At 55.8% G+C, this 13710-nt stretch carries 13 protein-coding genes; 11 read left to right on the forward strand and 2 right to left on the reverse strand.

Annotated features, from left to right (window positions below; genetic code table 11):
• Positions 1–38 precede the first annotated feature (38 nt).
• Positions 39–1580 (forward strand): YdgA family protein, encoded by a 1542-nt coding sequence (locus tag QLG09_RS19975; protein ID WP_047357348.1) that lies wholly within the window; start codon positions 39–41, stop codon positions 1578–1580.
• 71 nt (positions 1581–1651) lie between these two features.
• Here QLG09_RS19975 and QLG09_RS19980 read toward each other — a convergent pair whose 3' ends face one another.
• The gene (locus QLG09_RS19980) at positions 1652–2680 is read right to left on the reverse strand and encodes a Mal regulon transcriptional regulator MalI (RefSeq protein ID WP_014169810.1); all 1029 of its coding nucleotides are present in this window, start codon (positions 2678–2680) and stop codon (positions 1652–1654) included.
• A 177-nt stretch (positions 2681–2857) separates the two neighbouring features.
• Here QLG09_RS19980 and malX point away from each other — a divergent pair, with 177 nt between their 5' ends.
• The 3 genes from malX to add all read left to right on the forward strand — a co-directional run bounded on the left by malX (position 2858) and on the right by add (position 6769).
• Entirely contained in the window at positions 2858–4450 is a 1593-nt protein-coding gene (gene malX / locus QLG09_RS19985; RefSeq protein ID WP_014169809.1) for a maltose/glucose-specific PTS transporter subunit IIBC, read from the forward strand.
• A 48-nt stretch (positions 4451–4498) separates the two neighbouring features.
• Positions 4499–5671, forward strand: coding sequence for a MalY/PatB family protein (locus QLG09_RS19990; RefSeq protein WP_282489327.1), 1173 nt, complete (start codon positions 4499–4501; stop codon positions 5669–5671).
• A gap of 96 nt (positions 5672–5767) precedes the next feature.
• Complete coding sequence (gene add, locus QLG09_RS19995) at positions 5768–6769, forward strand: adenosine deaminase (RefSeq protein ID WP_014169807.1); 1002 nt, start codon at positions 5768–5770, stop codon at positions 6767–6769.
• A 45-nt stretch (positions 6770–6814) separates the two neighbouring features.
• Here add and QLG09_RS20000 read toward each other — a convergent pair whose 3' ends face one another.
• On the reverse strand, positions 6815–7855 hold the full coding sequence (locus tag QLG09_RS20000) for an oxidoreductase (RefSeq protein WP_149376613.1): 1041 nt from the start codon (positions 7853–7855) through the stop codon (positions 6815–6817).
• Between the two features lie 243 nt (positions 7856–8098).
• Here QLG09_RS20000 and blr point away from each other — a divergent pair, with 243 nt between their 5' ends.
• From blr to rsxD, 7 genes are all read left to right on the forward strand, one after another.
• The gene (blr, locus tag QLG09_RS20005; RefSeq protein WP_282489355.1) at positions 8099–8224 is read left to right on the forward strand and encodes a division septum protein Blr; all 126 of its coding nucleotides are present in this window, start codon (positions 8099–8101) and stop codon (positions 8222–8224) included.
• A gap of 232 nt (positions 8225–8456) precedes the next feature.
• Positions 8457–8672, forward strand: coding sequence for a transcription modulator YdgT (gene ydgT / locus QLG09_RS20010; protein ID WP_006174966.1), 216 nt, complete (start codon positions 8457–8459; stop codon positions 8670–8672).
• An 86-nt stretch (positions 8673–8758) separates the two neighbouring features.
• On the forward strand, positions 8759–9199 hold the full coding sequence (locus QLG09_RS20015) for a DUF2569 domain-containing protein (RefSeq protein ID WP_025204344.1): 441 nt from the start codon (positions 8759–8761) through the stop codon (positions 9197–9199).
• Between the two features lie 76 nt (positions 9200–9275).
• Positions 9276–9857, forward strand: a complete 582-nt coding sequence (gene rsxA, locus QLG09_RS20020) for an electron transport complex subunit RsxA (RefSeq protein ID WP_014169803.1) — start codon at positions 9276–9278, stop codon at positions 9855–9857.
• Positions 9857–10435, forward strand: coding sequence for an electron transport complex subunit RsxB (gene rsxB / locus QLG09_RS20025; protein WP_049022026.1), 579 nt, complete (start codon positions 9857–9859; stop codon positions 10433–10435). The genes rsxA and rsxB overlap by 1 nt, the downstream gene beginning before the upstream one ends.
• Positions 10428–12650, forward strand: coding sequence for an electron transport complex subunit RsxC (rsxC, locus tag QLG09_RS20030; protein WP_063435087.1), 2223 nt, complete (start codon positions 10428–10430; stop codon positions 12648–12650). The genes rsxB and rsxC overlap by 8 nt, the downstream gene beginning before the upstream one ends.
• The gene (gene rsxD / locus QLG09_RS20035; RefSeq protein ID WP_049023474.1) at positions 12651–13703 is read left to right on the forward strand and encodes an electron transport complex subunit RsxD; all 1053 of its coding nucleotides are present in this window, start codon (positions 12651–12653) and stop codon (positions 13701–13703) included. It begins immediately after the preceding gene.
• Positions 13704–13710 lie beyond the last annotated feature (7 nt).

Consider the following 13710-nt stretch of genomic DNA (forward strand, 5'->3'; position numbering starts at 1 on the left):
GGTTTCTACCGCCTGGTTTCATTTTAGGGATAGTCGCAATGAAAAAATCGGTCGTAGCGGTAGGAGTGATTGTAGCGTTAGGCGTGGTCTGGACAGGTGCCTCCTGGTTTACCGGGAAACAGCTGGAAAGCCGTCTGGCTGAGATGGTGGCACAGGCTAACGGAGAGCTTAAGCGTGGCGCGCCGGAAGCAGGCGTGGAGCTTGCCTACCAGAACTATCAGCGTGGTGTCTTTACCAGCCATATGCAGGTGGTTGTCAAGCCTGTTGCCGGTAATGAAAATGGCTGGCTGAAACCGGGCCAAAGCGTGGTGCTGGATGAAGTGGTCAGCCACGGTCCGTTCCCGCTGGCACAGTTAACGTCTTTTAACCTGATCCCGTCGATGGCGTCCGTTCATACTGTACTGGTGAATAACGACTTAACCAAACCGCTGTTTGATCTGGCAAAGAATGAGTCACCTTTTGAGGTTAACACCCGCATCAGCTACGCCGGCGACACACGTTCCAGTATCGATCTGAAAGCACTGAACTACGAGAAAGATAACGAGAAAGTGACCTTTAGCGGGGGGAATTTCAAGGTTGATGCTGACCGCGATGGAAATGTCTTCTCCCTGACCGGTGAAGCAGAGAGCGGCCTGATCAATGCCGTCAATGAATACGGTCAAAAGGTTCAGCTGACGTTCAATAACCTGAAAGCCGACGGCGACAGCAAGATGACCGATTTTAAAGAGCGTATCGGTAATCAGAAACTCTCTTTTGACAAGATTGCTATCGCGGTTGAAGGGAAAGAGATGGCCGTGCTGGAAGGCATGGAGGTGGACGGCAAATCCGACGTGTCTAAAGACGGTAAGAGCATCAATACCCAACTGGATTACGCCCTGAAGAGCCTGAAAGTGCAGAACCAGGATCTCGGGACCGGCAAACTGTCGCTGAAGATTGGCAATATCGACGGTCAGGCGTGGCATGAATTTAGCCAGAAATACAGCAAAGAGAGCCAGGCACTGCTGAGCAATGCCGCGCTGCAGCAGAATCCGGAAGTTTACCAGCAGCAGGCCATGGCGGTGCTGATGAACAACCTGCCAATCCTGCTGAAAGGCGAGCCAGTTATCACCGTGGCCCCGCTGAGCTGGAAAAACAGCAAAGGCGAAACCAACTTTAACCTGTCCCTGTTCCTGAAAGACCCGGCAACCGCAACGGGTGAACCTCAGACGCTGGCGCAGGAAGTGGATCGCAGCGTGAAGTCACTCGACAGCAAGCTGACCATCCCTGTGGATATGGCAACCGAGTTTATGACCCAGATTGCGAAGCTTGAAGGGTATGGCGATGAAGATGCCGGCAAGCTGGCGAGCCAGCAGGTGAAAGGCCTGGCGGCAATGGGCCAGATGTTCCGCATCACGAAGATGGAAGACAACACCATTTCCACCAGCCTGCAGTATGCCAACGGTCAGGTCACGCTGAACGGCGATAAAATGCCGCTGGAAGATTTTGTCGGGATGTTTGGTATGCCTGCCCTGGGGATGCCGGAACCGGCTGAACCTGCAGCGCCGGCCGTGCCTGAAGCACCTGCTGCACCACAGCAGTAATCATCAAAACCCCTCTCTGATGAGGGGTTTTTTATTACCGGTTGCAGGTACTCAGCCTGGTGCCACGAATACTATTTCACCGTCACTAACCGTGCCGACACAATCTGGTGCCCGGCCTGCACGTCTGCTTTTTCGATGCGCTGCATAATCCTGTCCGCCAGCGTGTAACCCATCTCCCGGGCAGGTGTGGTGGCCCAGACAATGGGCAGATCGTCCAGCGCGTTTTCACCAACATCTGCAAATGCCCCTAACGCCACCTGGTGGCCGAAGAAGGTTTCAACCCCACCCTCGCCGCTCTGACGCCCGGCGCGGATCAGGCCAAACCAGGCCCCCATCGCAATCACCTCGTTATAGCAAATCACGGCGCTTATCGTCGGGCTACTCCGTAATAACGCGTTTATCGCTTCCGCGGCTTTCTTCTGGCTGGATTCGCATTCCACCACCCATTCGCTGTGGAACGGGAGGCCGTATTTAATCAGCGTCGCGCAGTAACCGCCTACCCGCTCGGCTCGCGTCAGGGACGAGCTTTTTCCGCCAAGCCAGGCAATGCGCTGATGCCCCCGATGAATAAGATGCTCCGTCAACATTTGTGCGGCCTGCATGTTGTCCGGTCGCAGGGTATCGGCTTCGTCCAGATAACTGGCGCGCGAGGCAAACACCAGCGGCACGCCTTTTTCGGCGGCGCGCTCGCACAAGTCATTACTCACACCCGACGCGCCGGCGACGATCACCCCGTCGACGCCCTGCGTAAGCAGCATATCCAGACGGGAAAGGAGCTGATCGGCCTCGCGACCGCCGTGAAGCAAAAAGACCATCCGTCCCTGCGCTTCAAGCGCTTCGGTCAGGCCAGCGGTCAGTTCGGCATAAAAGGGAGAGGTCAGGTCACGCACAATCAAACCGATCACACCGCTTTGGCCGCCGCGCAGCGCTGATGCCTGGCGGTTACGTACAAAGCCCAGTTGCTCAACCGCCTCGTTAACCCGTTGCCCGGTCGCGGGAGAAATGCGTCCTTTCCCGCTGAGCACCAGTGAAACGGTGCTGACGGAAACCCCCGCCGCCAGCGCGACATCGTTGATGGTGATTTTTTTCGCTACAGCCATGTGTCGGCGTGACTCCCTGAAATGAGATCGGTAAAACGTTTTATCAATATGTAATCTTTATACTACCAGTCAAAGCCTGAGAATGTGATTCAGAGCGCACTAAACTTTGATAAAACGTTTTATCTTCTCGCAGCATTGAAGCAGATAAACTGATTTTAACAATAAAGGAGTCGTTTTATGACGGCGAAAGCAGCACAAAAAATATCGCTGTGGGAATTTTTCCAGCAACTGGGTAAAACCTTTATGCTGCCCGTGGCACTCCTCTCGTTCTGCGGGATCATGCTCGGGATCGGCAGTTCATTGAGCAGTAAGGACGTCATCACGCTGATCCCGTTCCTCGGGACACCTGTGCTGCAGGCGATCTTTATCTGGATGAGTAAAGTCGGCTCCTTCGCCTTCAGCTTCCTGCCGGTGATGTTCTGTATTGCTATCCCGCTGGGTCTGGCACGCGAGAACAAAGGCGTGGCCGCCTTTGCCGGGTTTGTCGGTTATGCAGTAATGAACCTTGCGGTGAACTTCTGGCTGACGGCTAAAGGCATTCTGCCCACCACCGATGCCGCCGTGCTTAAAGCGAACAACATTCAGAGCGTTATCGGGATTCAGTCCATTGATACCGGGATCCTCGGCGCGGTGATCGCCGGGGTGATTATCTGGATGCTGCACGAGCGCTTCCACAATATCCGCCTGCCTGATGCGCTGGCGTTCTTCGGGGGCACCCGCTTTGTACCCATTGTAACCCTTGTGGTCATGGGTCTGTTTGGCCTTATTATTCCGCTGATCTGGCCAGTCTTTGCGCTGGGGATTAATGGGATTGGCCGCATCATCAACGGTGCGGGCGATTTTGGTCCGATGATCTTCGGAACCGGCGAACGTCTGCTGCTGCCGTTTGGTCTGCAACATATTCTGGTGGCGCTGATCCGCTTTACCGAAGCGGGCGGCACAATGGAGGTATGCGGACACGATGTGAGCGGTGCGCTGACCATCTTCCAGGCACAGCTGAGCTGCCCGACCACGCACGGCTTCTCTGAAAGTGCGACCCGCTTCCTGTCACAGGGTAAAATGCCGGCCTTCCTCGGCGGCTTGCCGGGTGCGGCGCTGGCCATGTATCACTGTGCTCGTCCGGAAAACCGCCATAAAATTAAAGGGCTGCTGATTTCCGGGGTCATCGCCTGTGTCGTGGGCGGTACAACGGAGCCAATCGAATTCCTGTTCCTGTTTGTCGCGCCAGTGCTGTATCTCATCCACGCGGTACTGACCGGTCTGGGCTTCACCGTGATGGCGGTGCTGGGCGTCACCATCGGGAATACCGACGGCAACGTCATCGACTTTGTGGTGTTCGGGATCCTGCACGGGTTGTCGACCAAGTGGTACCTGGTACCGGTGGTCGCCGCTATCTGGTTCGCGGTGTACTACGGCATTTTCCGCTTCGCCATCACCCGCTTTAACCTCAAAACGCCTGGACGGGATACCGATACCGCCAGCAGCGTTGAGCAGGCTGTTGCAGGTACCGTGGGTAAGTCCGGCTATAACACCCCTGCTATTCTGGCGGCGCTGGGCGGTGCGGATAACATTACCTCTCTGGATAACTGCATCACCCGACTGCGCCTGTCGGTGGCGGACATGTCGAAAGTGGACACCAACGCCCTGAAAGCCAACCGGGCCATCGGCGTGGTACAGTTAAATCAACATAATTTGCAGGTGGTTATCGGCCCGCAGGTCCAGTCAGTGAAAGATGAGCTGGCAACCCTGATGCGTACAGTGGAAGCCTGATGCCTCACCCCCTCGCGCTGAGGGGGTTTTTCTTTAAGGACTTGAGACATGTTCGATTTTTCAACCATCGTGGATCGACACGGCACCTGGTGCACGCAGTGGGACTATGTCGCCGACCGCTTTGGCGCGGCCGATCTGCTGCCCTTCACCATCTCCGATATGGATTTCGCGACCGCGCCCTGCATCACCGAAGCGCTGCACCAGCGTATTCATCACGGGGTGTTTGGCTACAGCCGCTGGAAAAATGAAGAGTTTCTCGCCGCTGTGGCGCACTGGTTCCGGCAGCGCTTTAACAGCCACATTGATACCGAATCGCTCGTGTACGGGCCTTCCGTTATTTATATGGTGTCCGAACTGATTCGCCTCTGGTCAACTCCCGGCGACGGCGTGGTGGTCCATACCCCCGCTTACGATGCGTTCTATAAGGCCATCGAGGGGAATGCCCGCCAGGTGGTCGGCGTGGCGATGGAAAAACATGCCACGGGCTGGCAGGGAAATAGGGCCGCACTTGAGGCGGCGCTGGCAAAACCGGAAAACAAAATTTTGCTGCTGTGCAGCCCGCAAAACCCCACGGGTAAAGTCTGGACGCGTGAAGAGCTGAGTCACATGGCAGAACTGTGCGCCCGTTATGACGTGGCGGTGATCAGCGATGAAATTCATATGGACATGGTGTGGGGAGGCCGTCGCCATACGCCGTGGAATGAAGTGGCACGCGGTAAATGGGCACTTCTGAGCTCTGGTTCAAAAAGTTTTAACATACCGGCGCTCACCGGTGCCTGGGGGCTGATTGGCGATGAAGAGAGCCATAACGGTTACCTCAGCGCATTAAAAGGTCGTGACGGGCTCTCTTCCCCTTCCGTACTGGCGCTGACGGCCCACATTGCTGCCTATCAGCAGGGAGAGCCATGGCTGGATGCATTGCGGGCGTATCTGGAGGAAAATCTGGCGTACATTGCACGCGAATTACACCACACGTTTCCGACGCTCAACTGGCAGCCACCGGAAGCCACGTATCTGGCCTGGATCGATTTACGCCCACTCAACCTTGACGATAAAATGCTACAAAAAGTCCTGATTGAGCAGCAAAAGGTCGCCATCATGCCGGGATACACCTACGGCGAAGAGGGTAGCGGTTTTGTCCGTCTGAACGCGGGATGCCCGCGTAGCAAGCTTGAGCAAGGGGTTCAGCGGCTGATCGCCGGCATAACGACGCTCCTGTAATCAGATTGCGCAACGGAATATTCCCTTGCGCAAATAGCTTTTTACCTCGTTTTGTTTTTATAATATGACGCACTTTAACCAGAAAAGAGTGCGACCATGATTGATACACGCCTGCCACTAACTGATATTCACCGCCATCTTGACGGTAACATTCGTGCCCAAACCATCCTCGATCTTGGCCGCCAGTACAATCTCACGCTCCCTGCACAAACGATTGAGACCCTAATCCCCCACGTTCAGGTCACCTCAAATGAACCGGATCTGGTCAGTTTCCTGAGCAAACTCGACTGGGGCGTGAAGATGCTGGCCTCGCTGGATGCCTGCCGCCGTGTTGCTTTCGAAAATATTGAAGATGCCGCCCGTAATGGCCTGCACTACGTTGAACTGCGCTTTTCGCCAGGCTATATGGCGATGACCCACAACCTGCCCGTTGCAGGCGTGGTTGAAGCGGTAATTGACGGCGTGCGCGAAGGGTGTAAAACCTTCGACGTTCAGGCTCGCCTGATTGGCATTATGAGCCGTACCTTCGGTGAAGCGGCCTGCCTGCAGGAGCTGGAAGGGTTACTGGCACATCGTGATGCGATCGCTGCCGTTGACCTGGCGGGGGATGAACTCGGCTTCCCGGGCAGTTTGTTCCTTTCTCATTTCAACCGCGCGCGTGACGCCGGCTGGCACATTACCGTGCATGCCGGTGAAGCGGCAGGCCCTGAAAGCATCTGGCAGGCCATCCGTGAGCTGGGTGCAGAGCGTATCGGTCATGGTGTCAAAGCCGTTGAAGATCGCGCCCTGATGGATTTCCTTGCCGAGCAGCGTATTGGTATTGAATCGTGTCTGACGTCCAATATTCAGACCAGCACAGTGGCATCACTGGCGCATCACCCGCTGAAAACCTTCCTGGAGCACGGTGTTCTGGCCTCACTGAACACGGACGATCCGGCAGTACAGGGCGTGGATATTATTCATGAGTACACCGTCGCCGCACCGCAGGCTGGCCTGAGTCAGGATCAGATCCGCCAGGCGCAGATTAACGGCCTGGACATCGCCTTCCTGACGCCAGCAGAGAAACAGGCGCTGCGGGATAAGGTCGCCCGCGGCTAAGCCCGTTGCCGGGTGGGGTCGTCCCCTTACCCGGCTTTGCCAGAATCACGCCAGACAGAGCGTTGCGCGGTGTTTGGCTGATTCAATCCCCAGTTCAATCAATTCCATAATCTGAATCGCCTGGCTGGCCGGAACCGGGTTATCCCCCGTCCCGTTTAGCGCATCACGGACAGCGGCATAATACGCCGGATAGTTACCCGGGATCGTCAATAACGTTTCTTCAACCCTCTCCTCGCCTTCCACCCGCGTCACAACCCCGTCCCGCATGTCATAGCCCCAGTCTTCCTGCGGCAAACGCTCGCCGTTTTTCAGGCGTTCTTCCTGAGGATCGAGACCAAACTTCACATAGCTCCCGCGCGTACCGTGAAGGATATAACGCGCTGATTCGGCGGCTGCCACCATTGTCCCGTGCAGTACAATACGCCGCTGCGGGTAACTCAAGATGGCATGAAAGTAGTCGGTGGTTTGCGCTCCGGGTCTGAGCTGGGCCAGATCGACCGTCATGCTGACCGGCAGGCCAAACAAATTTACGGCCTGATCGAGAAGATGCGGCGCTAAATCGTACCAGATGCCGCTGCCCGGCCCGGCTTGCTCACGCCAGCGGTTTCGGACCTGAGGGCGGAACCGGTCAAAGTGCGATTCAAAAAAGAGGATTTCGCCCAGCGTACCTTCATTAAGGAGCGCTTTTACCGTCAGGAAATCACTGTCCCAGCGGCGGTTATGAAATACCGAAAGCACTCTGCCAAAACTTTTTGCCAGCGCATCCAGTTCGCGTGCCTGTGACAACGTCACCGTGAAGGGTTTATCAACAATAACGTGCTTACCGGCTTCCAGTGCGGCCTTTGCCAGCGGAAAATGCGTGTCATTGGGGGTGGGAATGACGATCAGATCAATATTAGGGTCGTTAAAAAGATGCTTAGGTTCAGAAACAACCGGCACGGAGGGCCAGTCGGCATGCACTTTCGTGGCATCGCTACTGGAAACTGCCGCCAGCGCCATGCCCGGCGTCCCGGCAATCAGAGGCGCATGAAAAGTCTTGCTCGCGTACCCGTAACCAATAAGCCCGACGCGGATGCTATCACTCATAATGTTGCCCTCTTTTATGACTATCTTATTTCACACTGGCTACTCTGACGTTCTTACAGATTAATCATGTGCCATATGACGTAAAATAGCAGGCTATGCCAGTTGTTTTTGTTACATAGATTTAACGTTCTGATTTTGTTTAGGGGAACCGTTCCCAAAGCACTTGCCGCGGGGGAAACGGCGCTGTAACATTTGCAACCTGTATTTATGGATAAATTACACGTACCAGTCATGACGTCAATTATTAATCGAATCATTGAATTAGCGGCATGGATTGTCCTTGGGGTATCGGTCATTTTGCTTGGCGTTGCCAGCCATATCGATAACTACCAGCCGCCGGAGCCTGTCACCGTCGCCCAACCTAAGTAACCGGTTACCGCAATAAAGAGTGACATAATATGTCAGTTACTTATTGCCAGCCCTGGTGAACACGGTTAACCTTCTCTTCCAGGCATCGTCTGATGCCTGTACTTTCAGCAAAGAAAACTCCTAATTTAGTCGCGTTATCTGAGTGGGCTGTTTACGTCTTTATTAATCCGTTTATTATTCGGACGAATTACCTTAACTGGTATTACTCACTTTTATATGGAAACTTATTAATATGACAGTTCAGGACTATTTATTAAAATTTCGCAAGATCAATTCGCTTGAGAGCCTGGAAAAACTGTTTGACCATCTGAACTACACGCTGTCGGATAATCAGGAAATCATCAATATGTATCGCGCCGCTGACCACCGCCGTGCGGAGCTGGTCTCCGGTGGCCGTTTGTTCAACGTCGGTGAAGTGCCTAAGTCTGTATGGCGCTACGTTTTATAAGAAAGTAGCCATCCGCGCGAAATGTTATATACTCTCCGCCCTGCAAACTGGCTGTACAACATTTCGCGCAGATTATGGGAGAGTTCATGACCGCAACGCCTGGAGAACGAATTGGAGGCTGGTTAATCGCCCCACTGGCATGGCTGCTGGTTGCCTTATTAAGCGCATCACTTGCGCTGCTGCTTTATACCACCGCACTGATTACACCTCATGCAATCCAGACCCTGATGTCGCAAAGTGTGCTTAATATTACGATGTGGTTTGTGTCGTTCGTTTTTGCGATCGGGATGTGGTACTACACGCTATGGCTGACCATTGCCTTCTTTAAGCGCCGTAAGGGTGTCCCTAAACACTACATTATCTGGCTGCTGATTTCGGTCCTGCTGGCGGTGAAAGCCTTTGCTTTTTCGCCAGTTTCTGATGCCCTGGCCGTTCGCCAGCTGCTTTTTCCGTTACTGGCTGCGGCGCTGCTGGTGCCCTATTTCAAGCGTTCGACGCGGGTGAAGAACACCTTTGTGAACCCGTAATAACCTTACAGATAACCTGTTGTCGCCTGCGGTGGTTTGTCCGATAATAGGCGGCTTTTTTATTTCAGGCTAAATAATGACCGATTACTTACTGCTCTTTGTCGGCACTGTGCTGGTTAACAACTTCGTCCTGGTGAAGTTCCTTGGCCTGTGTCCATTTATGGGGGTTTCCAAAAAGCTGGAAACTGCAATGGGCATGGGGCTGGCAACCACCTTCGTGATGACGATGGCGTCTATCTGCGCGTGGTTGATTGATAACTGGATCCTCATCCCGCTGGATTTAATCTATCTGCGTACGCTGTCCTTTATTCTGGTCATCGCGGTGGTAGTGCAATTCACAGAAATGGTGGTACGTAAAACCAGCCCGGCTCTCTATCGCCTGCTGGGTATCTTCCTGCCGCTGATTACCACCAACTGTGCAGTACTTGGCGTGGCGCTGCTGAACATCAACCTTGGGCATAATTTCATGCAATCGGCGCTGTACGGTTTTTCTGCCGCCGTCGGTTTCTCTCTGGTGATGGTGCTGTTCGCCTCGATTCGCGAGCGTCTGGCAGCAGCGGATATCCCTGCGCCATTCCGCGGTAACGCGATCGCCCTGGTGACAGCAGGTTTAATGTCTCTGGCCTTTATGGGCTTTAGTGGTCTGGTGAAGTTGTAATGAGTACTATCTGGATAGCCATCGCCTCTATCAGCGTGCTGGGGTTGGTGTTTGGCCTTATTCTGGGTTACGCCTCCCGCCGTTTCGCGGTAGAGGACGATCCTGTTGTAGAAAAAATCGATGAGCTTCTGCCGCAAAGCCAGTGCGGGCAGTGTGGCTATCCTGGCTGCCGCCCCTATGCCGAAGCGGTAGGCGTGCAGGGTGAAAAAATTAACCGCTGCGCACCCGGCGGTGAAGCGGTAATGCTGAAAATAGCCGCCCTGCTTAACGTTGACCCGCAACCTGTTGACGGCGATGAAGATGTGCAGGAGCCGGTTCGCGCCCTCGCCGTGATTGACGAAGCGAACTGCATCGGCTGCACAAAATGCATTCAGGCATGCCCTGTCGACGCCATCGTTGGCGCAACCCGTGCCATGCACACCGTCGTGGCGGATCTGTGCACCGGCTGTAACCTCTGCGTGGCACCCTGCCCGACGCAATGTATCGCGTTGCGCCCGGTTGAACCGACTACCGAAAGCTGGAAGTGGGATCTTCAAACCATTCCGGTTCGCATCATTCCTGTGGAACAACATGCTTAAGTTATTTTCTGCTTTCAGAAAAGAGAAGATTTGGGACTTTGACGGTGGTATCCATCCACCTGAAATGAAAACCCAGTCCAACGGCACGCCGCTGCGCCAAATTCCGCTGGCGTCCCGTTACGTCATGCCACTGAAACAGCATATCGGTGCTGAGGGTGAACTGTGCGTGAAAGAAGGGGATACCGTCCTTCGCGGCCAGCCGTTAACATTCGGTCGCGGACGTATGCTGCCGGTCCACGCTCCGACGTCCGGTACAGTGGTGGCGATCGCCCCCCATACCGTTGCACACCCCTCTGCGCTCTCCGAGCTGAGCGTCATTATTGAAGCCGACGGAGAAGACCGCTGGATCGACCGTGACGGCTGGAGCGACTACCGCAACCGGAGCCGCGAAGCGCTTATCGAGCGTATTCATCAATTCGGCGTTGCCGGCCTGGGCGGCGCAGGGTTCCCTACCGGCGTCAAACTGCACGGCGGCGGCGATAAAATTCAGACTCTGATCATCAATGCAGCAGAATGTGAACCCTACATCACCGCCGACGATCGTCTGATGCAGGACTGCGCCGCGCAGGTCGTGGAAGGGATCCGCATTCTTGCCCATATTCTGCAGCCACGCGAAGTGCTGATTGGCATTGAAGATAACAAGCCACAGGCTATTTCGATGCTGCGCGCCGTCCTCAACGGCAGCCACGATATCGGCCTGCGCGTTATCCCAACCAAGTACCCCTCTGGCGGCGCCAAACAGCTGACGCAAATTCTGACCGGCAAGCAGGTTCCGCATGGCGGACGCTCTTCGGACATCGGGGTGCTGATGCAAAACGTCGGGACAGCCTACGCCGTGAAACGTGCGGTGGTGGACGGTGAACCGCTGACCGAGCGCGTGGTTACGCTGACCGGTGAATCTGTCGCACGTCCGGGCAACGTCTGGGCGCGTCTGGGTACGCCGGTTCGTCATCTGCTGGAACAGGCTGATTTTTGCCCGGGCAGCGACCAGATGGTGATCATGGGTGGCCCGCTGATGGGCTTTACCCTGCCGTGGCTCGATGTCCCGGTAGTAAAAATCACAAACTGCCTGCTTGCCCCCTCCCCGACCGAAATGGGTGAAGAGCAGGAGGAGAAAGGCTGTATCCGCTGCAGCGCCTGTGCCGATGCCTGTCCGGCGGATTTACTTCCGCAACAGTTGTACTGGTACAGCAAAGGTCAGCTGCACGATAAAGCGCAGGCCCATAACCTGGCCGACTGCATCGAATGCGGTGCCTGCGCCTGGGTCTGCCCAAGTAACATTCCTCTGGTGCAGTACTTCCGCCAGGAGAAGGCTGAGATTTATGCCATCTCCATGGAAGAGAAACGCGCAGCCGAAGCGAAAGCACGTTTTGAAGCGCGTCAGGCGCGTCTGGAGCGTGAAAAACTGGCCCGTCAGGCGCGTCACAAACAGGCAGCAGTTCAGCCCGGCGAAAAAGACCAGGATGCGATTAATGCCGCACTGGCACGCGTGCGGGAGAAAAAAGCGACGGCAGCCCAGACCGTGGTGATCCCGGCCGGTGAAAAACCGGATAACAGCGAAGCGATTGCCGCCCGCGAAGCGCGTAAAGCGGCTGCGCGCGCCCGTCAGGCAGAAAAAGCACAGTCAGCCTCCTCTGACGCTGAGATCGATCCGCGTAAAGCCGCCGTTGAAGCCGCCATTGCCCGCGCCAAAGCCCGTAAGGCCGGCGAGCAAAACGAGGTAGTTGAACAAGACGCGGAGGCCGTAGATCCCCGTAAAGCGGCTGTTGAAGCGGCGATCGCTCGCGCCAAAGCGCGTAAGGCCGGCGAACAAAACGTGGTGGTTGAGCAAGAAGTGGAGGCCGTAGATCCCCGTAAAGCGGCTGTTGAAGCGGCGATCGCGCGCGCTAAAGCGCGCAAAGCAGCGGCGCAGACTGAAACCGCTACGCCTGAAGCCCCCGTCGACCCGCGTAAAGCGGCTGTCGAAGCCGCCATTGCCCGTGCCAAAGCGCGTAAAGCGGCGGCGCAGCCTGAAGCCGCTGCGCCTGAAGCACCTGTCGACCCGCGTAAGGCGGCTGTCGAAGCCGCCATTGCCCGCGCCAAGGCCCGCAAAGCAGCACAGCAGGAAGAACAGCAACCGGCCGCAAACGACGACCCACGTAAAGCCGCAGTCGCCGCCGCCATTGCGCGCGTTCAGGCGAAGAAAGCCGCACAGCAAGCAGTTAACGAGGATTAAATGGTTTTCAGAATCGCAAGTTCCCCTTACACCCATAATCAGCGCCAGACATCACGCATCATGATTCTGGTGTGCCTGGCGGCGCTGCCGGGCATTGCCGTACAGTGCTGGTTTTTCGGCTGGGGAACGCTGTTCCAGATAGTGCTGGGCTGTGCCAGCGCCTTAGGGGCAGAAGCCCTGGTGCTTAAACTGCGTAAGCTGGCGGTTTCCCGCATCCTTGCCGATAACTCAGCACTGCTGACTGGCCTGTTGCTGGCAATCAGTATTCCGCCGTTTGCCCCGTGGTGGATGGTGGTGCTCGGTACGGTGTTTGCAGTCATTATTGCCAAACAACTTTATGGTGGGCTGGGCCATAACCCGTTCAACCCGGCGATGATTGGCTACGTCGTACTGCTGATCTCCTTCCCGGTTCAGATGACCAGCTGGTTGCCGCCGCATGACATTGCCGCGACGGTACCCGGCTTTATGGATGCCCTGCACGTTATCTTTACCGGCCATACCGCGCTCGGTGCGGATATGAACGCGCTGCGTATGGGCGTGGATGGCATCAGCCAGGCCACACCACTCGATACGTTTAAAACCTCCCTGCATGCCGGGCACTCCGTCGATCAGATTATGAAATCTGCTATCTTCAGCGGCATGCTGGCGGGCGCGGGCTGGCAGTGGGTGAACCTTGCTTATTTGCTGGGCGGGCTGTTCCTGCTGCAGCAGAAAGCGATCCGCTGGCATATTCCGGTCAGCTTCCTCGTGACGCTGGCGGTCTGCGCCACACTGGGATGGGTGTTCTCGCCAGAATCGCTCGCCAGCCCACAGATGCATCTGCTCTCGGGTGCAACCATGCTGGGTGCGTTCTTTATCCTGACCGATCCGGTAACGGCATCTACCACGAACCGTGGTCGCCTGATCTTCGGTGCGCTGGCTGGCTTGCTGGTGTGGCTCATCCGCAGCTTTGGCGGTTACCCGGACGGTGTGGCATTCGCGGTTCTGCTTGCAAACATCACCGTTCCGCTCATCGACTACTACACGCGTCCGCGCGTGTACGGCCACCGTTAAGGGTTTC

The organism is Enterobacter sp. V89_11 (genome assembly GCF_029967775.1).
Lineage (GTDB): Bacteria > Pseudomonadota > Gammaproteobacteria > Enterobacterales > Enterobacteriaceae > Enterobacter > Enterobacter ludwigii.